The following is a 23213-nucleotide window of genomic DNA, read 5'->3' on the forward strand; positions in this document are numbered from 1 at the left end:
AATCAAACTTGTAAAAGGCTTAAAATCAAATTTTGAAGAATTACATTAATTCTTCAAAGATTTCTTTTAATTTCTCATCTATTCTAGAAATTTTAGAATCCTTTAAAAAGGCTAAAGTAAAATCAGCATCAAAAATTTTTTCATTATCTTTAAAAATTTCTTGTCTTATAAGCGCTGAAACATTTTTAATTTCTAAAAGTTTTGTTTTAACTCTTAATATATCCCCGAGTTTTGCTGATTTTAAAAAACGACAATTTACTTTAGTGACCAAAAAATGACCTGTTTTTTCATTAAAAATATCTATATCTTTTTTAAAAAACAATTCACTTCTTGCTCTTTCACAAAATTTTAAATAATTACTATGATAAACAACTCCTCCAGAATCTGTATCTTCATAATAAACACGAATTTCCATTAATATCCTTTATATTTAATTTTTCATAAAAATATTATTTATATTTTATAAAAAAATAATAATTAGTATAAATTATCAAAAAAATTTTATATAATTAAAATTATTTTAAAATTTAAAGGAGAAAAATGAAAAAACAAATTCTAGCCCTAATGTTTGGTATCGCTTTACTTTTTAACGCTTGTGATTCTTCAAAATCTAAAAATGAAATCTCAAATCACATTTTAAAGGTTGGGATAGAACCAACTTATAAACCATTTGATTACAAAGAAAATTCAAAACTTACAGGTTTTGATGTAGATTTATTAGAAGCTATTGCAAAAGATTTAAATATTAGTTTAAATTGGGTAGAAATGAATTTTGATGGATTAATTCCTGCTTTAAAAACTGGTAAAATTGATATGATAGCTTCTGCTATGAGTGTTACAGAAGAAAGAAAGAAAAATGCTGATTTTAGCAATACTTATTATATGACTAAAAATCTTTATATCAAAAGAAAAGATGATGCAAGCTTAACAACTAAAGATGACTTAGCAAATAAAAAAATAGGTGTTCAACTTGGAACCTTGCAAGAAAATGCTGCTAAGAATATTAAAAATGCAATAGTTGAAGCAAATGCTGATTTAAATGTTGCTATATTAGCTCTTAAAAATAAAAAGATTGATGCAATCATCTTAGATAAAGATGTTGCCAAAGGATACTTAGAACAAAATACTGATCTTAGTTCTTTTTTTGAAGAAGATGATGGAAGCAGTGGATTTAGTTTTGCTTTTGACAAAGATAAACAAAAAGAACTTATAGAAAAAATTAACCAAACTTTGGAAAAACTTAAGCAAAATGGTATATATGAAAACTTGCTTATAAAATATCAATTAAAATAAGAATTATCTTAATCTTAATAAGGCTTTCTCTAAAGCCTTAAAAAAATAATCAATATCCTCTTTTGTATGTGTATAATGCAAACTAACTCTCAACCATCCTGGTCTTTGTGTAATCTTAGCATTATCTTTAAGATTTAATAAATCATGCCCATAAGGTCCAGCACAAGTGCAACCTGCTCTTGTTTCTATGTGAAATTTTTTACTAAGCTCGTAAGATAAATCAAAAGGTGAAATTCCTTTAATATTAAAAGAAAAAATAAGTAATCTTTTATATAAATTTTCCGCATAAAGCTTTAAATCATTAATCTCTTTTAACCTTAAAAAAAAGTATTTTTTTAAATTTTCTTCAGCTTTGTGTATTTGTTTTAATCCAATTTCATCTTTAATCTTAAAAGCTAAACTAGCTCTTATGAGTTGTAAAATTCCAGGAGTTCCACCCTCTTCCAAAGCTTCTTCATTGCAAAGATAGCATTGAGTTGTTCTTGAAACATATCCAACAGTTCCTCCTGCTGCAAAAGATGGTTTAGAGCCACAAAGATTTTTTTTAATCACCAAAATTCCGCATCCTCCAATACCGCCTATTAATTTATGAGAACTTATAAATAAAGCATCATAAAATTTACAAGATATATTTTTATAAGGAATAAAACTTGTAGCATCAAAAGCAACAATACCTTTATAAGACCTAACTAATTTAGAAATTTTTTCATAATCACTTAAAACACCTGTAACATTAGAAGCTAAAGAAAAACTTGCAATGATTTGTCTTTTTTTATTTTTTTCTAAAAGTTTTTCTAAAAAAATAAAATCAATTTCTCCGTTTTTATCAAGAGGAACTCTAATACATTCACAAAGCCCTTCTCTAAATGATAATTCATTGGAATGATGCTCATAAGGACCTACAATAACTAAAGGTAATTTTTTAATATCCATATCTTTAAAATATTTTTCTTTTATTTTAGGTGGAACATAAATTCCTAGCAATTCTTGGAATTTTTTTATAGCACTTGAAGATCCTGTACCACAAGAAATTAAAGCAAAATTATTATCCAATTTTAAACTTTTTTTAATATCTTTTCTTGCATTTTCATAATGCATTTGAATTTTAAAAGAATGCAAAGAACTATCAGAATGGGTATTAGCATAAAAAGGCAAAATCTTTGAAATTTTTTTTTCTACGCTTTTTAGCGCTAAAGCACTTGCTGCGAAATCAAAATAATAACTTCCTTTTTTTAAAATAATATCTTTTCTTAAATCTTCAATTTCCAAATACAATCCTTTAAAAATTTGCTAAAATTATACAATAATAATTTTTATATAAAGGAAAAATATTACTTTTAGTACATTTGCAAAAGCACATTCTTATCTACCAGCTGAACAATTATTTGATTTTTATAGTGTTTTTGATGGATTAAATATTTCTTATTTTTCTTTACCTTTTTTTGAAAGTATTGAAAATATACTTCTTAAAAATTATACTTCGTTAAATCAACAATTTTCTTTTGATTTTTTAAGCTCTTATGCTTTAAATCTTTTAGCAAAAAATAGTAGAAAAATTTATTCTATTAATAGAAAAATCAATCATTTTAAAGCAAAAGCTATTAGCAATCATTTATTAGAAACGGGGATTTTAAAACTAGAAAAAAGCAAAGAAAAAAAAATAAAAAAAGATAAAAGAAATAAAATAAAAAAAGAGCTAAGAGGGTATGTTATACAAGATAAATTTATTTTTAAAAATCATTTTTTAAGATTTTTTTTTAGATTTTTAAAACCTTATGAACATTTAATTTTAGAGAAAAAATTTGATTTTATTTTAAATTTAATTCAAAAAGAATTGGAGCATTATCAAGGATTCTGTTTTGAACAATTAGCAAGAGAATTTTTAGAAAAAAAATTCAATATCTATCCTGTTGAAAGTTATTGGGATAGAAAATTAGAAATTGATTTATATTACAAAGATAACAATTTAAGTTTTATCGGGGAAGTTAAATTTAAAAATAAAAAAATTTGCAAAAATATTTTCAATGAACTTCAAAAAAAAGCTGAAATCTTAAATTTAGATGTTGATTATTATATTATTTTTTCAAAAAATGGCTTTAGCAAAGAGCTCAATAAAAAACAAAATGAAAAATTACTTTTATTTGAACTAAAAGATTTTGAATTCTTATTTAAGGAAGATATATGAATGAAAATATACTTAAAAGTCTTGATTCTAATGAAAAAGAAACTTTACAAGAAGGACTAAAAAATTTAATCGAACAAACCTATGTAATAGAAAATGAATATAAAATTTTAAATGAAAGCTATAACTCTTTAAGAGCAATGGTAAGCGAGATTATAGAAGTTTTACCTACTTGTTTATGGATATTAGATCCTAAAAAAAATATCATCTTACAAAATCATCAAGCTTTAAAAAATAAAAATTTATTAGAACAAATTAGCCTGGATAAAGAACACTATGAATTGGAATTTGAGACAAAATTTTACACAATTAAAATCATTAAACAAAGTGATAAAACTATCATAAGTGCTACAGATATAAGCGATGAAAAACGTAACGAAAGACTTGCTAGCATGGGGAGTGTTGCTGCTCATTTAGCCCATGAAATTAGAAATCCGATAGGTTCTATTTCTTTACTTGCCTCTACTCTTTTCTCAAGAAGTGAGTTAAAAAACAAGCATATTGTACTAGAAATTCAAAAAGCTATTGCAAGGGTTGAGCGTATAGTAAATTCTACCCTACTTTTTACTAAAGGTGTTCATATAAATCTTCATACTTTTAATCTTTTAGAATTAAAAGAAGAATGCGAACAAGCCATTAATTCTTATAATTTTTATTCGGACATAGAATTTGATATTTCTTTTTTTAGTTTAAATATCCAAGCAGATAAAGCCCTTATTAGCTTGGTTTTGCAAAATTTAATTTATAATAGTATTGATGCAATTGAAGAAAATGAAAGTAAAAATCCTAAAATCCAAATTAAAGCTTCTTTGAAAAAAGAAACTCTAATTATAGAAGTTTTTGATAATGGAATCCAAATTAAAGATGAAAATTTAGTTTTTGAAGCATTTAAAACTACCAAACTTAAAGGCAATGGACTTGGACTTTGCCTTTGTAAGCAAATTATAGAAGCTCACAAAGGAAAAATTGGCTTTAAAAAAGATCCTAAAAATTTTTATTTTACCCTACCTTTATGAGCTACATCTATTAAGAATGTGCTCGCTTATACTATCAGAAATAATAAAATCTGTATGATAAAGCAAACAAGATCCAGAATTTATAATCCTTAAAACCAATTTTTTATTTCCTTTTTCATTTGGATTGTGTGCGTTTCTAGCAATTTCATGTATCTCATAAACAAGTTCACGATTTAATTTACTTAAATCAAGCTCTATAATATTATTTTCAAATTCTTTTGGCTCTTTAATAAAATCTTGTTTTTTATAATTTTTCGAATTTACTTTTAAAGCTTTATATTCTGTATTTTTTAACTCTTCTAAAGTTTTTACATCTTTTAAAGAAAAACTTACCTTACCTTCATCGCTTTTGTAATGAAGAAAAAATCCATAAGCTAAATTCTTGCTTTTTTCATCTTTATAAATTTTTTCTATTTTTTCAATATTTGATTCAAAAACAGTAATTTCATAAGAAGAATAAAAATCTAAAATTTCAAGCCTTGCAAAACGTTTATTATTTTTACTTACCATAGATTTAAAATCTTCCATTTTTCCAACATTTAAAAGCTCTCCACCTCCTTTTAACTCTGAAAAATCTATGCTTTTTGTATATTCTATATCTTTAATATCATCAAAAAAACTATCAAGTGGATGACCTGAAACATAAATTCCTAAGATTTCTTTTTCATAATTTAGTTTTTCCATCAAATCAAATTCTTCTGGAGTAGAAATAATATCAACTTTAACATCTTGAGTTAATTCATCTTCTCCAAATAAAGAATTAGCAATATTTCTTCTTATTTCTGCTACTTGTCTTGAAATATCACCTAAATTATCAAGATTATTAAATAAACATTTTCTTGTATAGCCAAATTCATCAAATGCACCTGATTTTATCAAACTTTCTAATGTTCTTTTATTAATTTTAGTTGGGTCAATTTTACTAAGAAAATCAGTAATACCTTCAAATTCTTTATCTTTTCTTATCTCTAAAATATTTTCAACTGCAGGAATACCAACACTTTTAATTGCTCCAAGTCCATAAACAATAGCATCTTTACCATCTTCAAGCTCTATAGCACTAAATTCACGAATGGCTTTATTAATATTAGGAGGTAATAATTTTATGTTCATTCTCTTCATCTCTTCGATATAAGTAGCAACTTTATCAACATTATTTTCTTCGCTTGTTAAAAGCGCTGCCATAAATTCACTCGGATAATAAGTTTTTAAATAAGCCGTTTGAAAAGTAATAAGTGCATAAGCAGCAGAATGAGATTTATTAAAACCATATCCTGCAAATTTTAAAATAAGCTCCCAAAGATCTTCGGCATCTTTTCTATTGTAGCCTTGATTTTGCGCTCCATCTGCAAATTCATCTTTAAGCTTTTTCATTTTTTCGGGATCTTTTTTTCCCATAGCACGACGTACTACATCAGCACCTCCTAAAGAAAAACCTCCAATAATTTGAACTATTTGCATTACTTGTTCTTGATAAACTATAACCCCATAGGTTGGTTCTAAAATATTTTTTAATACATCAAAAGGATATTTAATATCTTTTAAACCGTGTTTTCTATCGATAAAATCATCAAGCATTCCTGATTCCATAGGACCTGGACGATAAAGAGCCAAAACCGCAATTAAATCTTCAAATCTTTCTGGCTTCAATCTTGCATTTAAGCTTTGCATTCCATCAGATTCTATTTGAAAAATACCTAAAGTATTTCCACTTTGTATAGTTTTATAAACTTTAGGATCATTTACATCTATGCTCTCCCAAATAATATCTTTGTTATAGCGTTTTTTTATAAGATTAATAGCATTGTTAATTACTGTTAAAGTTTTCAAACCCAAAAAGTCAAATTTAATCAAATCAACATCTTCTAAATGATCCTTAGAATACTGAGTGACTAAATGTCTTTCGTCATTTTTACTCTGTCTAAAAAGAGGGGTTTTTTTCCATAAAGACTCATTAGAAATTACAACACCAGCTGCATGCATACCTGCATTACGATTTAATCCCTCTAATGCTTTTGCATATTCCCAAACCTCTAAACCTTTAGGATGTTTTTCTATAAATTCTTTAATTTTTGGTTCTTTTTCATAAGCTGCTTCAAGAGTTATCTTAAGCTCTTCTGGAATAAGTTTAGCAAGTTCATCTGCATCAGCTATACTCATATCACAAACTCTAGCAACATCACGGATTACACCACGTGCTAAAAGCTTACCAAAGGTAATAACTTGTGCAACTTTATCAGAACCATATTTATCAATCACATAATCAATTACTTCAGAGCGTCTATCTTGACAAAAATCAACATCAATATCGGGCATAGAAACACGCTCAGGGTTTAAAAATCTTTCAAAAAGCAAATTATAGGGCAAAGGATCAATATCGGTTATCTTTAAACAATAAGAAACCAAGCTTCCAGCAGCTGAACCTCTACCTGGACCAACAGGAATTCCTTTATCTTTAGCTACCTTAATAAAATCATGGACTATAAGCATATAGCCTGAAAACTTCATATTTTTAATAATTTGTATTTCTAAATCTAATCTTTTTTTATATTCTTCATGTTTCTCTTTATCAATAAATTTAAGTCTCTCATCAAGTCCTTTTTTGCAAAGATATTCAAAAACTATATCATCATTATCAAAACTAAATTCTTTTTCTTGATCTTTTAAAACTAAACTATACTCTTTTGCATATTCACGCGTAAATTTAAAATTTGGAGGAGTTGGGTTGCCAAGATTTAATTCTAAATTACATTTATTAGCTATTTCTTGTGTATTTTCAATAGCTTCTGGAATATCAGCAAAAAGTTCGCTCATTTGTTGTGGAGTTTTTACATAAAATTCATGAACACTATGACGCATTCTATTAGGATCATTAAGTTTTTTTCCCATAGCTATACACATAAAAACCTCATGTGCTGCAGCTCTTTCTTTGAAAGTATAATGCGTATCATTAGTGGCTATAATTTTAATATCTAATTCTTTTGAAAGTCTGATAATATCATCATCAATAATCCTTTGATCATTGATACCATGACGCATAATTTCTAAATAAAAATCATCTTTAAAGACTTTTTTATACCAAAGAGCTGCTTCTTTTGCGCTTTCATATCCCTTTGCGCCAAAACGAGCATTTCTTTCATTTTGATTATTTAAATGCCAATTTACCTCGCCTTGCAAGCAAGCAGAGGAACAAATTAAACCTTCGCTATGTTTTTCTAAAATTTTTTTATTGATACGCGGATAATAATATAAGCCTTTAATATAACTTTGAGAGCTTAAATACATTAAATTTTGATAGCCTATTTCATTTTTAGCGTACAAACAAAGATGAAATCTTTGTCTTGAACTTTTATCACTGATATCATCGTGATTATGTAAATAAGCTTCAAGTCCTATAATAGGCTTTATACCTTTTGCTTTCATTGTTTGATAAAAATCAATAGCCCCAAACATATTGCCATGATCTGTCATAGCAACACTAGTTGCACCCTGACTTTTCAAAGTATCAGCAAGTTCTTTAAGCTTATTAGCTCCATCAAGTAAAGAATATTCTGTATGTAAATGAAGATGGGTAAATTGACTCATTAATTTCCTTAAAAATTAAATTCTTAAGGAAATTATAGAATTCTAATTCTAAATTTTTTAAAAAAGTTATATAAATTTAAACTAAAAATTTTAATTTATACTTTTAAGCAAAGGAACAAGCATAGCCTTGTATAAAACTTCATAAATTTCTTCACCACATAAAGCTTTTACAAGCTCTAATCCAAATAAAACAGCAGTTGCAGGTCCAGCACTTGTGATAATGTTTTTATTAACACATACAGCTTTATTAACCCAAACTCCATTAAGCATTTTTTCACAACCTGGATAACAAGTAAATTCTCCTTTTAAAACTCCAGCTTCATTAAGGACGATGGGCGATGCGCAAATAGCGCCAATAACTTTTCCATTAGAATTGAGTTTTTTAATGATATTTAAAATTGTAGCATTTGTCTTAAGATTACTCATGCCCTCAAAACCACCAGCCAGAGCAATAGCATCAAATTCTTTATCTTCAATATCATCAAGAATAAAATCAGCCTTAATTTGAATACCGTGTGCTCCACTGACTATAAGCTCTTTATTTAAAGAGCTTATATATATCTCAAGATTATCACTTAAGACGCTAGCTCTTTTTAAAACATCGCTTATCCCTATAAATTCAAGTTCTTCAAAACCTTGAGCCAAGGGAATTAAAACTTTTTTAATCATTTTATTTCCTTTTATATCTTTTTTCTCTTTCATTTCTTAATTTTGCTTTTTCTTGAATTTGGTGGTTAAAACCTACAATCAAACATATCATAAAAATAAAAAATAAAGTCGTAATAATCCAATCAAACATAGCTAAAACCACTAAAAATTTATAAAAAATTGTAACACAAAAATTTAAATTTTAAAGAAAAAATCAAGAGATTTTTTAATAAAATAAGTCCTTTTTATTTTGTGATTTTAAGGTTGAAAATTGACTCAAAAAAATATCAAAACTTTTATTTTTTTTGCAATAATAATTCTTTGGGGTTATTTTTCTTTTCCTATAGAAATTTTACAAGTTAATGTAAATAATGAACTTCAATATACCTATACAGCAGATGCTAAAGCTTATGTTAAAAGTTATTTTACTACTTTACTTTTAACCATTTCTAGTATTATTATTGGTATAGTTTTAGGATTTTCTTTGGCTATCTTAAGATTTTCAAAAATTAAATTTTTAAACCTTCTTATAGATGAATATATTGATATTATACGTGGCACACCTGTAATTTTACAGCTTATGATTTTTGCCTTCGTTATTTTTACTTTTGTTGATAATCTCTATGCAGCTATTTTAGCTTTAGGACTTAATAGTTCAGCTTATATTGCAGAAATTGTTCGTGCTGGAATTAATAGTGTAGATAAAGGACAAATGGAAGCAGCAAGAGCCATGGGATTAAGTTATAAAATCACTATGAAAGAGATTATTTTACCTCAAGCTATAAAAAGTACTTTACCTGCACTTGCAAATGAATTTATTTCTTTATTTAAAGAAACTTCCGCTGTTGGTTTTATAAGTGTTTTAGATATCACAATGCAAAGTAAAAGCTTACAAGCTTTACTTTATAATCCAAAACCTATTATATTTACAGGACTTATATATTATATCAATGTAAAAATATTTACTCTAATTGTACAAAAACTTGAAAAGAGATTAAATAATAATGATTAAAATAAAAAATTTATCAAAAAAATATGGAAATTTAAATGTTTTAAAAGATATTAATATACAAATTAATAAAGGTGATATCATTGCTATTATTGGACCTAGTGGTAGTGGTAAAAGTACATTTTTAAGATGTATTAATAAACTTGAAATAGCAACTAGTGGAGAAATTTATATAAAAAATCAAAATATTTTAGATCCATCGGTTAATATTGATCTTATTAGACAAAAAGTAAGTATGGTCTTTCAACATTTTAATCTTTTCAATAATAAAAATATTTTAGAAAATTTATGTTTAGCGCCTATTAAAACAAAAATTTTAACCAAAGAAGAAGCTATTAAAAAAGCTAGAATACTACTTAAAAAAATAGGACTTAGCGATAAAGAAAATACTATGCCCCATCAATTATCTGGGGGACAAAAACAACGTATAGCTATTGCAAGAAGCTTAATGATGAATCCTGATGCAATTTTATTTGATGAACCAACTTCTGCACTTGATCCTGAAATGATAGGAGAAGTTTTAAATATTATGAAAGAAGTTGCTAAAGAGGGTTTAACAATGCTTGTGGTTACCCACGAAATGGGATTTGCAAAAAATGTAGCAAATAGAATACTTTTTATGGAGCAAGGAAATATCCTTGTAGATGAAAATCCTTATAATACTTTTGAAAATCCCAAAAACGAAAGATTAAAAGAATTTTTAAATAAAGTTTTAAATCATTAATTAAAAAAGACCCATTAAAGTCTTTTTTAATTAATCCCAACACTCTGCATTTTTAATACCAAGTTTTGAAGCACTAAATTGTGGATCTTTACCTTGACTTTTTTGTAAATTGTAATCATTTAAAACTTTACTAACAATAGAACCTAAAAGCAATAAAGAAACTATATTTGTAGTTGCCATAAAAGCCATTGTTAAATCAGCTAAACTCCACGCTAACTTTAAATCCATTTGAGAACCTATAAAAACCATTAGTACAGCTGAGATTCTAAAAAGATTCATAACAACTTTAGAATCGCTTAAATATTTTACATTAGCTTGAGCATAATAATAATTTCCTATTAAGGAAGTAATAGCAAATAATACAATAGAAATAGAAATAAAATGTATACCTAATTTACCATAATACTCATCCATAGCATGTTGAACCAAAGGAAGAGCTGTAAAAATAGGTTTTCCATCTACTCCTATATTGTTTAAATAAGTTAAAGAAAATAATACTAAAAAACCAGAACTTGTACATATTATAACATCAATAAGAACGGAAAAAGCTTGAATAATTCCTTGTTTTGCAGGGTGACTAGTAAGCGCTGCTGCTGCTGCATTAGGAGCAGATCCCATACCTGCTTCATTAGAAAAAAGTCCTCTTTTAATTCCTATAACTAAAACAGAACCAGCAAAACCTCCAAATATGGCCTTAAAATCAAAAGCACTTTGAAAAATCATATGAAAAACCATAGGAATTTTCTCAAAATTCATTAATACTGCAATAACCGCAAGGCAAATATAAGCTAATGCCATAAAAGGAACTATTAAAGAGCTTATTTTTCCTATTTTAGTATGATGAGAAAAAAACATCCAAATACTAAATAAAGTTAAAATACCGCCTATAATCAAAGGCCAATGACTTTGCATAAAAGAAATGGATGAGTTTGGATTGGCCATATTATAATAAACTTCAAATGCTGAAGTGATATTTTGACTTTGAAGACCATTGAAGCCATAAGCATAAGTAATAATTAAAATAAGAGCAAAAAATGCTCCTAACAATTTTGAACCCAATGCCTTTTTTATATAATAAGCCGGACCACCCTTATAACCCCCTGTCCCATCTTTTGATTTATAAACTTGTGCTAAAGTGCTTTCAGCAAAAGCTGAAGCTCCTCCAAAAAAGGCCATAAGCCACATCCAAAATAAAGCGCCAGGACCTCCAACAACAATTGCAATGGAAATTCCTGTAATATTTCCTATACCTACTCTTGAAGCTGTAGAAATCATTAATGCTTGAAAAGGAGAAATATGCTCTTTTTCATTAGTTCTTTCTGTTAATATTTTTAAAACACTACTTAGCATTCTAAACTGAACAAAATGCGTTTTAAAACTATAATAAAGACCACAAATAATCAATAAAACAACCATTATAATATCTGTTTTAGGTAATATTTTATCTATAAAATTGCCAACTTCCATTAAATTCATTTATACTCCTAAAGTTAATAAAATATTTTACACAATTATTCTAAAAAATCAATAAGTAAAAAAAGAGAAATTCTGTCTTAATGCTTCATAAGTTATAATTCCTACGCTAGTAGCCAGATTAAGACTTCTTCCATAAGCTTTCATTGGTATGGTAATTGCATTTTGCCAATTAAGTTGCATTAAATCTTGTGGAAGACCAAAACTCTCACTCCCAAAAAATAAAAAATCATCTTTTTGAAATTGAACTTTAAAATAAGGTTTTTTACTTTTTGTAGTTGCAAAGAAAAAACGATCTTTATATTTTATATTTTTTTTCAAAAACTCATCAAGATTCTCCCATATAATAGGATTTAATTTATCCCAATAATCAAGACCAGCTCTTTTAAGCTTTTTTTCTTCTAAATCAAAAACAATAGGCTTTATAATATGCAAATTAAAACCTGCATTAAAACACATCCTACCAATACTTCCTGTATTTTGTGGAATTCTTGGTGAAACCAAAACTATATTAAACATTAGATTATTATCCTTTTGATACCAGGATGAAGCTTAACTAAAATTTCATAGTCTATAGTATTAAAAAAATTTGCCCATACTGATGCATCATCAAAAACACAAATTTCATCTCCACTATCCTCGCAAGAAAAACTATCCATAGACATTCTTCCAAGTATTTTCTTACCATTTGCAAGCCTTAGTTCCCCTTTAGCATCATAACGAAATAACCCATCACCATAACCTAAATCATAAGTTGCTATATTTAAATCTTTAAGTGCTGTATAAGCATTAGAATAACCTATACTCTCCCCTGCTTTTAAAATTCTTTGACTTAATTTATGAGCATAAAGACTTAAAACCTTTTTTAAATGTAAAGCTCCATAACCAAACTGAACGAGTCCTACTCTACAATATTCATCTTCGGGGATTGGTGAATTAAACAAAGCTGCTGAATTAAAAGAATGAAAAATCAGTTTTTCATCACATTTTTTATAAAACCATTCTTTTACTTTTTTAAAATTATTTTTTTGTTTAAAATAAAAATCATCTATACTATCTGCACTCGAAAAATGTGTAAAAACGCCTTCTAGTTTTAAATTGTATTTTAAAATGCTATCATATGCTTTATCTAGATCTTGAAATTTAATTCCATTTCTATGCATATTTGTATCAATTTTTAAATGAATTCTGCTTAAAGGTTTAAATTTTTCAATTAAATTTATATCATTCAAAGCATAAATAAAATTTAGATTTTCGTTACCATTTGGACGATGCGAAAGAATTAAAATAGAATCAAAAAAATTTTTAAGTTCATTTGCTTCTTGCTCATTTTTAACAGCAATAAAATTAATGCCTTTATTTTTAGCAATAGGAGCTAAAAGAGTTGCTCCATGTCCATATGCATTATCTTTAAAAACACAAATAATACGATCAAAATTTCCAGTCTTATTAGCAATTTGATCTAAATTAAATTCATAAGCCTTTTGATTTAATTTGATTAAAGACATTATTGCTCTGCAAGAATTTTCATTTTGCCTTCTTTATCAAGTCTAACATAAAGAACCTTATTACCCTTAAACTGATAATTTTTCGTATAATAATCTTCATAAAAAGAAATTCTATACATAATTTTTCCTTCCAAATTTGGATAAGGACTTATGCTAATGTCTGAAAATTTAATGTCTTTTTTCTCATTTTTTGAAAAAATATTTTTTTTCATTACTGCAAACTGAGAAAAGGGAGTTTTATCAAATCTTTTAAATTCTTTTTCATCATAAAAATTTAAATATGTTTTAATATCATTTATCGTCCAAGCATCTTTCCACTCAAACAAAGAAGCCAATAAAGATGCGATTTCATCTTTTTTTCCATAAACTTTATCTTTTTCTTCTGTTAAAACATAAACTTTTTTATCTTTAACAATTGCCGCAAAACTATCTAAATTTTTATTAAGCAAAGCAATACATCCTCTAGTTTTATATTCATCAATTCTAGTTCCATCTAAAGGATAACCATGGATCCAAATACCTCCACCTGTCTTTCCTTGTACTTTATCAAGCAAATTTGGATAAGTTGTTGCAAAAGCAAAAGGACCATAATAAGGATCACCTGGATTAAATTTTTTTCCTAACTCATAAAAACCAACAGGAGTTTTTAAATCTCCTTCTTTTTGCTTATCACCCATTAAACCAGTAATAACATCTTTTTGTTCAAATTTTTCTTCAACTTTGCCTTTATTGTAAGAATAAACTTTAAGAATTTTCTTTGTTTTATTGGTAACAACAATAATAACTTCATCTTTATAATATCCCAAAGAAACATTTTGATCTTTAAGCTCTTCTAGCCAAAAATCTTTGCTAGTTAATTTTTGCTCTATAGCAGTTTTAACTGCTTCTAAGCCATTATCAAGATAAATTTTTACAAAATCCGAAGCACAAACACTTGAAATAAAAAATAATACAGCAATGATAATTTTAAACAACGATGATCCTTTAAAAAAACTATTCAAAACTAAAATTATATATTAATTTTTCTTAAAAAACTATGTAAATTAAATTTTAAATAATTTCACATTTTATTTACGGTATACTAAAAAATCTCATCAAAATACAAATTGATAAACTAGGATACTTTATGAAAAAAAATATATTTATATTAGCTTTTATTTTTAGCATTGTAATTCTTTACATTATTTTTGATTTTTATATACTAGATAATACAAGATTAGCAACTAATGGCTTAATGACTCAAAAAAATACTTGTGATTTAAACCTTCAAGATTGTATATATGATTTTAATGATGAAAAAATTATAGTCTCTATCAATCCAAAGCCCATTAAACCATTAAATACAAATGAATTAAAAATGGAAATAAAATCAAATAAAATATACAACGATCTAAAAATTAGAATTTATGGAATCAATATGTTTATGGGAATAACAGAAATCAATCTTAATAAAATAAAAGACAATATTTTTGAAGGAAAAATAAGATTAAGTGCTTGTGCAAAAGATATTATGCGTTTTAAGGCTGATATATTAGAAAATAATAAATCAACAAATTTTTCTTTTGAATTTGATCTTAAAAAGTAACTAAAAGGCTAGAAAATCTAGCCTTAAAAATTACTTTTTCTTTTTGCTAGTTCCTGCTTTTTTTGCAACAGCCTCTTTAAGATTTTTTCCTACTTTAAACTTAGCAACTTTAGTAGCAGGAACAGTAATTGTTTTACCTGTACTAGGAACTCTAGCTGTTCTGGCTGCTCTTTCAGTAGTTGAAAAAGTTCCAAAACCGATAAAACTAATGCTATCTCCTTTTGCTAATAAATCTGTAATTGCCGCAATAACAGCATCTGTAGCAGCACCTGCGTCTTTTTTGGTTAGCCCAGAAAGTTGAGCAACTTGAGAAATAAAATCTGCTTTAGTCATGGAAAGCTCCTTTTTTTAATATTAAAAAGCCTAATTCTAGCATATTTAAAAAGCAATAGCAAGAAAAAAACATTAATTTTTCTTATCTTTTTTTATTTTTTTCTCTTTCTCTTTATATTTTTCAAACTCTTTACTATCATCAAGTTCATTTCCAAGCTTTTTATATAAATCATAATAATATAAAACAAAATTTCTACACTCTTTATTTATAGGTAAAAATATCCCATTTTCCAAAATGCAAAAAAGATTTAAAAATTCTTTAGCATCATTTTTTTGAGCATAGTGTTTAGCAAGACTATGATAATTTTGTAAAGTTAAATCTTTAAATTTCTCATAAAACTCTAAAGTAAAATTAACAAATAATTTTTCATCCTTAAAACTCAAAACACCACTTTTAAATAACAAATCAAGATGAATCAAACCCTCTGTATAATAAGGTTTTACTTCTTCTACTTCTTGCCAAGCAATTAAAGAAATAGATCTTTTAATAAGTTCATAAAATACCGGCATTTTAAGATCTTCAACTTCATGATAGAAAAAATTTATCAATCCTCCTGTGGTAGCTTTATATTCTTCTATATTTTTAAAATATCCACTCTGATTCATAAGTTTTTCACTCTCTTGATCTATAAAGAAAATATGGCCAAACTCATGTCCTATGGTAGAAATCTCATAAACCTTTTTCCAAATTTCTTCTTTAAAAAAAAGAATTTCTCTTCCATAATCTAAAAAATCTTTTTCAAAAATTACACTTGAAATTTTCATAAAAGGTTTGCTTTTAGCACTTTCATAAACAAAATTTAAAAAAGCAAAAATCTTCTTGCCCGATTTAGCGCTTACAAATTCATCATTAGGAACAACTTGAGCAGAAAAAAGTCCTCTAAGCTCCGCTCCATAAAAAATCATAGGAGTGCATATATAAAGCTGGGTTTTATTAATATTATTTAAAACTTCAGCTTTTAAATCATTATTATTTAAATTGATATTTTTACAAACTTTTTCAAAACTAGTATTAATTTGATTGATAAATTCATTTACATCAAAACAACTCTCATCTTGCAATCTAATATCCCATTCTAGTGCTACAGCGTGGGTATAATTATCCTCATAATACTCTAAAGGATGACCAATTTGCAAAGGTGATTTTACTTCCATCCAAGCAAGCTCAGCATTTTGCCAAGCCTCTATAACTTTATTTTCTCGCTTTTCGCAAAAAGCAATTTTTAATTTTATTAGATATTCAATATAGGCAAATTCTTCATTTGAATTTGCAAAAGTTTTAAGCTCATTTATCATAGAATCAAATGCAAATTCAAGTCTTAAAATTTCATTTTCAAAGAATTTAGCATAAGGAACAAATCTCCAAATTTGACCAATTCTAACCAAAACCCCATAACTTCTTTCGCAAATTTGACCATTTCTATCAACCTGATAGAGTTTATTTTGCTTTAAAAATTCCAAGGCTAGATTAAGATCTTTAAACATTGAAGATAAAATCTTATTATTTTTTTCTATAATCTCTTTAGTCCAAGAACTTTCAAAATCATTAATAATTAAGCCTATATTATGAACACCTTGAATAAGAGTTTGATAAAAATTATTTAAAAGTTTTTTATTTTTAATTTCATTAATAAGTTCTTGGTGCTCTCTTTCATAAAATTTTCTTACTTCATCATAAAAAAGATGTTTTATTTTAGTAATTTTTTCTTCGCTAAAATTATTTTTTTCTAATTCTTTTACTAAATTTTCTTCTTTTAAATCTACTAAACGTCTTAATATAGCCAAAATAGCATTTTTGTCTTTTTTCAAACCACTTAAATTGATTAAAGATTCAAAATAAGGACCAATATCATCTTTATCTAAAATCTCATATAAAGAATTAATTTGTTCTTTTCGTTTTTTTACAAGTAGTAACACTTCTTTAAAATTATTCATAATTTTACTCCTTATAGTTTTAAATTCTATTATAATTAAACATTAAAAATCAAGGAGAAAAAATGAAAGATATGGGAGAGCCAAAACTTAAAATAGTCGCAATGCCAAAAGATACAAATTCTGCAGGCAATATTTTTGGAGGATGGATTTTGTCTCAAATAGATACAGCTGGAGTTATAGCTGCTAGAGAACTTTCCCCTGAAAGAGTTGTAACAATTTCTATGGAGCAAGTCGTTTTTAAACAACCAGTTTTTATAGGTGATATTATTTCGTGTTATGCAAAAATTTTAAAAGTTGGAAATACCTCGATAAAAGTTCAAGTTGAAGTTGTTGCGCAAAGGGTAGATAAGCTCGGTTGCATGGCTTGTATCCACGTAACCTCTGCTATTGTAACCTATGTAAGTGTCGATAGAGAAGGTAATAAAAAACCAATTAGTGAAGAATTAAAGAAAATCCATGGTTTTTTAAATTCCTAAATTGTATGATAAAACTTTATCCTAAAAAATTATCAACATTTACTTAATTTGCTATTATATTTATTTTCTAAGCATTCTTTAAAAAACTCTGCTCTAGTTTTGGGAGTTTTTTTAGGATGCTTTTCTTTCATATGCTCTACATACTTATCATAACTTGAAAGCCCTACTAAAGGATGAAAAAACCTTTCGGCTTTTTCATAATAAAATTTAATTTTCTTTAACATTTAAAGAACTGATTTTAATATAAGGACTTTCTTTTAATGGAATTTTTATCTTGCCTATACAAATTCCTATACAAGAGATAATAACAAGTAAAGTAGTTAGCATAAAAAAGATACATAAAATAGCATCTAAAATATTTCCAAAAACGACGTGAGATAAATTAGAAATTTGTTGTTCTTTTTCTTTTATCTGTTGAGCAAAATTATTTTCATTTTCACTTGAATTTACTTTTTGTGATTTAAATTCTAAAAGCTCATTTTCTAATTTTTCTATATTTTTATTGGCTATTTGAGCAGTAGCTATATGGCTTACTACATTTCTTACCTTGGCTCCTTCTTCATAAGGTAATACCTTTTGTATTCCACCATAAAGAGTTGCCAATAAAACAAAACAAGCTGGAACCAAAGTAATCCAAAGAAATCTTTTTTTACCCATTTTAACAAGTATTACACTTACTAAAAGTAAAGCCATTCCAGCCAACATTTGATTACTTACACCAAAAAGCGGCCATAAAGTATAAATTCCGCCTTTAGGATCTATCGCACCTTGATATAAAAAATAACCCCAACAAGTTACACTTAAAATAGTAGCTAAAATTCCTGCAAAATAATTATGAGTATTTCCTAAAGGCTTATATATATTTCCTAAAATATCTTGAACCATAAATTTAGAAGTTCTAGTTCCAGCATCAACAGCAGTTAAAATAAATAAAGCTTCAAATAAAATGGCAAAATGATACCAAAAACCCATAAATTCAACTCCACCAAAAATTTTATGCAAAATCAAAGTAACGCCTAAAGCGAATGTTGGAGCTCCTCCTGTTCTTGATAATATACTTTGCTCTCCTATATCCTTAGTAAGTTGCATAATTTCTTGCGGTGTTACACTAAATCCCCAATCACTAATAATTTTTGCAGCACTTACTAAATCATTCCCTATTAAAGCCGAAGAGGAATTTACAGCAAAATAAATTCCAGGATGTAAAATACAAGCACAAATTAAAGCCATAATAGCCACAGCACTTTCAGCAAGCATAGCGCCATAACCAACCAATAAAGCGTGCTCTTCATTTTCAAGCATTTTAGGACTTGTTCCGCTTGAAATTAATGCGTGAAATCCACTAATGGCACCACAAGCTATAGTAATGAACAAGAAAGGAAAAATCGATCCAGCAAAAACAGGACCTGTTCCATCAAGATACTGATAATTAATTTTTGGCATCTGAAAATCAGGCATAACAATCACAATAGCCAAAGCCATTACGACTATAACACCAATTTTTAAAAAAGTAGCAAGATAGTCTCTTGGCGCCAAAAAGAACCATACAGGCAAAAGTGATGAAATAAACCCATAGCCCATAATCATAAAAGCCAATGTTGGGGCATCAAAAGTAAAAAATTTAGACCAATAAGGATCTGCTGCAACAACACTACCATAATGAATTGCTAAAATTAAAAGTACAAAACCTATAATAGAAGTTTCGCCTACTTTTCCAGGACGAATAAAACGCATATAAATACCCATAAATATAGCAATAGGAATAGTCATAGCAATAGTAAATAAACCCCAAGGAGAATTTGCTAAAGACTTTACCACAACCATAGCTAAAATAGCAATGATAATAATCATGATTCCAAAAATAGCTATCATAGCTACAGCACCGGTAAAATTCCCCATCTCATCTTTTATCATTTCACCAAGAGAACGACCTTTTCTCCTCATAGAAATAAAAAGAACTAAAAAGTCATGCACAGAACCTGCCAAAACTCCACCAATTAAAATCCAAATCATAGAAGGCAAATAACCCATTTGAGCAGCCAAAACAGGACCAACTAAAGGACCAGCTCCAGCAATAGCTGCAAATTGGTGACTAAATAAAACAATTTTATTTGTTGGAACAAAATTTTGTCCATCATTTTCAACTCTTGCAGGTGTAGCACGATTTCTATCAAGCTCTAAAACTTTATAAGCCACAAAACGACCATAAAATCTATATGCTATCATATAAATACATACAGCAGATACAACCAAATAAAGAGCTGAAACTTTCTCTCCATTTTGTAAAGCCAAATAGCAAAAACAACAAGCTCCAAGCAAGGCAACAAAAAACCATAAAATTTTATTAACCATTTTTGTTTATCCTCCTTTATTGGATAATCGTTAAATTATAATTAATAAAATATTAATTTAATTTAAATTTTTTTAAAATTTAAAATATTAAAATTCACAAATATTTTTTGCTTAAAAATTGGGCAATATTTTAAAAGGATAAAGAATGAGAAAAATTATTTTTATTTATATAGTTTTAAATGCTTATCTTTTTGCTAGCGATGAGTTAAATATAGACAATTTATTTAAAAAGCAAATAGGCTTAAGAAGTATTACAAGCTTATCACTTCTTAGCACAGGAAATTCTCATTCTTACTTTCTTTATCCAAATATAGGAATAAATGGGGATTTAAATGTTTGGAATGATACAAAACAACTTTATTTAAATCAAACTTTTATTTATACGCTTACGCCTAGTTTTGATTTACTTATCTCAGGTGGTGGAAATTATGCAAGATTAAGAGTATAACAATATTATTTCAGGTGCTTATACAAGCAAAAATACTTTAAATTTTGATTCTTTATGGATAGGCTTTATTTATACAGGAGAGAGTATTGCGGATTTTGTCCCACAGATTAAATTTCAAACAGCAATCATTCAAAGAGAAAAAACAGTTTTGCAAACTAAAAACTTTTATTTTCAATCCCAAAGTTTAGAAGCCAGTTTAAGAGGATATAGCGATCCTGTGGTATATAGCATTTATACAGGTTTTGGTTATAATCAAACAAGAAAATTTAAAATTGCAAAAATAAAATATGGAAATAGCATTTATGCAGGCGGGAGTCTATCCATTATCTTAAGCCCTAAAATTACTTTAGATTTGGGAGCAGAGCAAAGATTTCAAACGGCATAAAAAATTAATGGTATAAAAAACTCAGAATTAAGATCAATCCCTACAATTAGTGGTGGTTCTACTTATAGTATCAATCAAGATACAGCTATTTCAGTCAGTGCAAGTCTAGGCGGAAGCTCTGCTGCTCCTGATGCAATTTTTGGTATCAATCTGTGGAAAAAATTCTAAAAATAGCATTAATAGTTGCTCTTTTGCCTTTATTTTTAAAGGCAGAATTTGTAGTTAAGTCTTACCAAGAAATCAAAAATGAAAAAGTTGTAAGGCAAAATTATGAAGAATCTTGTGACGCTGCTTCTTTAGCTACGCTTATTAATACACTTGATGATAATAATTTAACAGAACTAGACTTGTTAAAAACTATGAGCAATCAAAAGCTTTATACAGATATGGTAAGCTTTGCAGATTTAAATGATGTAGTAAAAAAGCTTGGCTATGAAAGCAAATCTTATAAAGTCGATAGAAAGATTTTAGAAAATATTACATCTGTTCCTATTTTAGTTAAAATTGAAGATGATCCACGCTTTCCACATTTTGTGGTGATTATAAATCATAAAGGTAATTATTTACAAATACTTGATCCAAGTTATGGAGAATATATAAGCTCCAAAAGAGAATTTTATAGTGTTTGGGATAGGGTATAATAAAGGTGGATTTGCTTTAGTTGTTAATCCTAAAAAACAACTCAAAGATTACAAACTCAATCTACCCAAATCTTTAAATTTTGAAATAGAACATTTTAGATTTTAATATCACAATTAAGCGATATTAATTTCTTTTTATTTACTTCCTAAACCCTAGTTTGTCCTATAAGATTATTTAATCTATCCATTATAGAATCAGCATAGGAATTAATGGTGCTAGGTTTTGCTTTCCAGCCATTAGCAAGAGCTTGTTTAATTTCAGCATCTAAAGCCCAATTACCCATAGCAGATTCTTTAGGAATGTTATTTTCATACATATATAAATCACCTTCTGCTATGCCATGCTCTGCCCAGTATCTAAAAAAGCTTTTAAAGTCACTTTTACCTGTCATAATACTATCAATGTTAATTGCAAGACCACTAAAACTCTCCTTAGCCATAGCCCTATTATAAGCTTCTATTGTTGGATTAAGTGTGGTTTTTGGACTCTCAACGGGTTGTCCACCTTGAGATTTTAAAAAACTCATAAACAAAGTTTCTTTAGAATAACTTCCATCTTCATTTTGTGGATAAACTGACATATCAGGATTAAATTGCCAATCTTCACCTTTAGAAACATTTTTGATTTCTTCTAAGGATAAACCTAAAGTCTCAGATGATAATCCTTTGATCATACATCCTGAATCAAGCCAAATTTCATCAGCTTCTTTTGCTTGTTCAGGGGTTTTATAAACATTTGAAATTAAAGAATTTGAAAAATCTCTTAGGTGAGTGATATTCATTCTATTGCTTGGATCATTAAAGTCCATTGATTGCGTTCCGCTTACACCATAACCACTAGGCATAGAATTTATATCTGCTTCACTAAAACTTGTTTTATCATTTGGAAAACTTTGACCTAAAGCATTAGAAAAAAGATTGTAGTATTGTTTAATGGTTTCAGCCATATCAATATTAGTATAATACTCGCTTACACCAAAATATTGTTTCATATCTGCAATATAAGGCTCATTTTCGGCAGCTTTTTTAATCTCATCCAAAGTAGATTTATGTATCTTAAAATCTTCAGGCAATCCTGCGGCTTTGTTAAAATCACTTCCCATATAGCCATCTTTATCTACACTATAACCATAAGCTGTATTAGTGCTTAAATCAGCTTGTTTGTATTTTAGAGTATAAATAGAGTTTTTAAATTCACTTGATATATCATAATTAGGAGAATTTGTCTTACTACTTATACTAAAATTAGTGTTATTGCTAGTATTTGTTGTATTAGTAGAATTTAATACTTCACTTCTTATTAAAGTTTGTGAATTTTTATTTTCTATTTCATTTAACTTACTAGCATTTTGTTTTAAAAAAGCATTAGCAAAACTTATTTTAGAATTTTCTTTACTTTCTTTATTAGCTTTTGCTTGTGAAAGTATAGAACCATAGTTTGAGTTATCATTGATGCTAAAGATGCTCATATTAGATCCTTAAACTCTAGTCTGACTCATTAGCTTATCTAATCTATCCATTATATTATTTACATAAGAATTTATACTTTCATTACTTGCTTTCCAACCATTAGCTTTTGCTTGATTAAATTCTCTATCAAACCAAGCTCCACCACTGCCT

General features: G+C 27.3%; 21 protein-coding genes and 2 pseudogenes. 9 read left to right on the top strand and 14 right to left on the bottom strand.

The window, feature by feature from the left end; genetic code table 11:
• Nucleotides 1-40: 40 nt before the first annotated feature.
• A complete protein-coding gene (locus tag JG676_RS06200) occupies nucleotides 41-415 on the bottom strand; it encodes a YbgC/FadM family acyl-CoA thioesterase (protein WP_200169096.1) in 375 nt (124 codons plus the stop codon).
• Nucleotides 416-540: 125 nt separating this feature from the next.
• Between JG676_RS06200 and JG676_RS06205 the strand changes: the two genes are divergently transcribed.
• Nucleotides 541-1293 carry a transporter substrate-binding domain-containing protein gene (locus JG676_RS06205; protein ID WP_200217654.1) on the top strand — a complete coding sequence of 251 codons (753 nt, stop codon included), beginning with the start codon at nucleotides 541-543 and terminating at the stop codon, nucleotides 1291-1293.
• A gap of 3 nt (nucleotides 1294-1296) precedes the next feature.
• Here JG676_RS06205 and JG676_RS06210 read toward each other — a convergent pair whose 3' ends face one another.
• Nucleotides 1297-2568: an aminotransferase class V-fold PLP-dependent enzyme gene (locus JG676_RS06210; RefSeq protein WP_200169098.1), complete on the bottom strand. Its 1272-nt coding sequence runs from the start codon at nucleotides 2566-2568 to the stop codon at nucleotides 1297-1299.
• A gap of 142 nt (nucleotides 2569-2710) precedes the next feature.
• On the opposite strand from JG676_RS06210, the gene JG676_RS06215 reads away from it, so the two are divergent.
• Together JG676_RS06215 and JG676_RS06220 are read left to right on the top strand one after the other, a co-directional pair.
• Nucleotides 2711-3478 carry a DUF234 domain-containing protein gene (locus JG676_RS06215; protein WP_200217669.1) on the top strand — a complete coding sequence of 256 codons (768 nt, stop codon included), beginning with the start codon at nucleotides 2711-2713 and terminating at the stop codon, nucleotides 3476-3478.
• Nucleotides 3475-4491, top strand: a complete 1017-nt coding sequence (locus tag JG676_RS06220) for a PAS domain-containing sensor histidine kinase (RefSeq protein ID WP_200217655.1) — start codon at nucleotides 3475-3477, stop codon at nucleotides 4489-4491. Before JG676_RS06215 ends, JG676_RS06220 begins: the two co-directional genes overlap by 4 nt.
• Here the strand turns inward: JG676_RS06220 and dnaE are convergent.
• From dnaE to JG676_RS09105, 3 genes are all read right to left on the bottom strand, one after another.
• Entirely contained in the window at nucleotides 4486-8076 is a 3591-nt protein-coding gene (gene dnaE / locus JG676_RS06225; protein ID WP_200217656.1) for a DNA polymerase III subunit alpha, read from the bottom strand. The genes JG676_RS06220 and dnaE overlap by 6 nt on opposite strands.
• 90 nt (nucleotides 8077-8166) lie before the next feature.
• Nucleotides 8167-8745, bottom strand: coding sequence for a DJ-1 family glyoxalase III (locus tag JG676_RS06230; RefSeq protein WP_200217657.1), 579 nt, complete (start codon nucleotides 8743-8745; stop codon nucleotides 8167-8169).
• 1 nt (nucleotide 8746) lies between these two features.
• Nucleotides 8747-8875, bottom strand: a complete 129-nt coding sequence (locus JG676_RS09105; protein ID WP_267904815.1) for a hypothetical protein — start codon at nucleotides 8873-8875, stop codon at nucleotides 8747-8749.
• Nucleotides 8876-8995: 120 nt separating this feature from the next.
• Between JG676_RS09105 and JG676_RS06235 the strand changes: the two genes are divergently transcribed.
• Both JG676_RS06235 and JG676_RS06240 read left to right on the top strand, forming a co-directional pair.
• Nucleotides 8996-9736: an amino acid ABC transporter permease gene (locus JG676_RS06235; RefSeq protein WP_200217658.1), complete on the top strand. Its 741-nt coding sequence runs from the start codon at nucleotides 8996-8998 to the stop codon at nucleotides 9734-9736.
• Nucleotides 9729-10457 (top strand): amino acid ABC transporter ATP-binding protein, encoded by a 729-nt coding sequence (locus JG676_RS06240; protein WP_200217659.1) that lies wholly within the window; start codon nucleotides 9729-9731, stop codon nucleotides 10455-10457. The genes JG676_RS06235 and JG676_RS06240 overlap by 8 nt, the downstream gene beginning before the upstream one ends.
• A 30-nt stretch (nucleotides 10458-10487) precedes the next feature.
• On the opposite strand, the gene JG676_RS06245 is transcribed toward JG676_RS06240, so the two are convergent.
• From JG676_RS06245 to JG676_RS06260, 4 genes are read right to left on the bottom strand one after another with little or no spacing between them, the layout of a single operon-like run.
• Complete coding sequence (locus tag JG676_RS06245) at nucleotides 10488-11933, bottom strand: alanine/glycine:cation symporter family protein (protein ID WP_200217660.1); 1446 nt, start codon at nucleotides 11931-11933, stop codon at nucleotides 10488-10490.
• A gap of 48 nt (nucleotides 11934-11981) precedes the next feature.
• Nucleotides 11982-12449 carry a tRNA (cytidine(34)-2'-O)-methyltransferase gene (locus JG676_RS06250; RefSeq protein ID WP_200217661.1) on the bottom strand — a complete coding sequence of 156 codons (468 nt, stop codon included), beginning with the start codon at nucleotides 12447-12449 and terminating at the stop codon, nucleotides 11982-11984.
• Entirely contained in the window at nucleotides 12449-13438 is a 990-nt protein-coding gene (locus JG676_RS06255) for an alanine racemase (protein WP_200217662.1), read from the bottom strand. Before JG676_RS06255 ends, JG676_RS06250 begins: the two co-directional genes overlap by 1 nt.
• The gene (locus tag JG676_RS06260) at nucleotides 13438-14403 is read right to left on the bottom strand and encodes a murein L,D-transpeptidase family protein (RefSeq protein WP_373563815.1); all 966 of its coding nucleotides are present in this window, start codon (nucleotides 14401-14403) and stop codon (nucleotides 13438-13440) included. The genes JG676_RS06255 and JG676_RS06260 overlap by 1 nt, the downstream gene beginning before the upstream one ends.
• 161 nt (nucleotides 14404-14564) lie before the next feature.
• Here JG676_RS06260 and JG676_RS06265 point away from each other — a divergent pair, with 161 nt between their 5' ends.
• Entirely contained in the window at nucleotides 14565-15023 is a 459-nt protein-coding gene (locus tag JG676_RS06265; RefSeq protein WP_200217664.1) for a hypothetical protein, read from the top strand.
• Nucleotides 15024-15053: 30 nt separating this feature from the next.
• On the opposite strand, the gene JG676_RS06270 is transcribed toward JG676_RS06265, so the two are convergent.
• Nucleotides 15054-15356, bottom strand: a complete 303-nt coding sequence (locus JG676_RS06270; RefSeq protein WP_200217665.1) for an HU family DNA-binding protein — start codon at nucleotides 15354-15356, stop codon at nucleotides 15054-15056.
• A gap of 72 nt (nucleotides 15357-15428) precedes the next feature.
• Entirely contained in the window at nucleotides 15429-17291 is a 1863-nt protein-coding gene (ciaB, locus tag JG676_RS06275; protein WP_200217666.1) for an invasion protein CiaB, read from the bottom strand.
• Between the two features lie 62 nt (nucleotides 17292-17353).
• Here ciaB and JG676_RS06280 point away from each other — a divergent pair, with 62 nt between their 5' ends.
• Nucleotides 17354-17767: an acyl-CoA thioesterase gene (locus JG676_RS06280; protein WP_200169111.1), complete on the top strand. Its 414-nt coding sequence runs from the start codon at nucleotides 17354-17356 to the stop codon at nucleotides 17765-17767.
• A gap of 32 nt (nucleotides 17768-17799) precedes the next feature.
• On the opposite strand, the gene kcuS is transcribed toward JG676_RS06280, so the two are convergent.
• A complete protein-coding gene (gene kcuS, locus JG676_RS06285) occupies nucleotides 17800-17991 on the bottom strand; it encodes a KCU-star family selenoprotein (RefSeq protein ID WP_200169112.1) in 192 nt (63 codons plus the stop codon).
• Nucleotides 17975-20119: a carbon starvation CstA family protein gene (locus JG676_RS06290; protein ID WP_200217667.1), complete on the bottom strand. Its 2145-nt coding sequence runs from the start codon at nucleotides 20117-20119 to the stop codon at nucleotides 17975-17977. The genes kcuS and JG676_RS06290 overlap by 17 nt, the downstream gene beginning before the upstream one ends.
• 145 nt (nucleotides 20120-20264) lie before the next feature.
• Between JG676_RS06290 and JG676_RS06295 the strand changes: the two are divergent.
• Nucleotides 20265-21120 (top strand): annotated as a pseudogene (locus JG676_RS06295) (hypothetical protein).
• A pseudogene (locus JG676_RS06300) lies at nucleotides 21105-21699 on the top strand (cysteine peptidase family C39 domain-containing protein). The pseudogenes JG676_RS06295 and JG676_RS06300 overlap by 16 nt, the downstream one beginning before the upstream one ends.
• 40 nt (nucleotides 21700-21739) lie before the next feature.
• Here JG676_RS06300 and JG676_RS06305 read toward each other — a convergent pair.
• The gene (locus JG676_RS06305) at nucleotides 21740-23062 is read right to left on the bottom strand and encodes a Cj0814 family flagellar-dependent secreted protein (protein ID WP_200217668.1); all 1323 of its coding nucleotides are present in this window, start codon (nucleotides 23060-23062) and stop codon (nucleotides 21740-21742) included.
• Nucleotides 23063-23213 lie beyond the last annotated feature (151 nt).

The sequence above is a fragment of the Campylobacter sp. 2018MI34 genome, assembly GCF_016598975.1.
GTDB lineage: Bacteria > Campylobacterota > Campylobacteria > Campylobacterales > Campylobacteraceae > Campylobacter_D.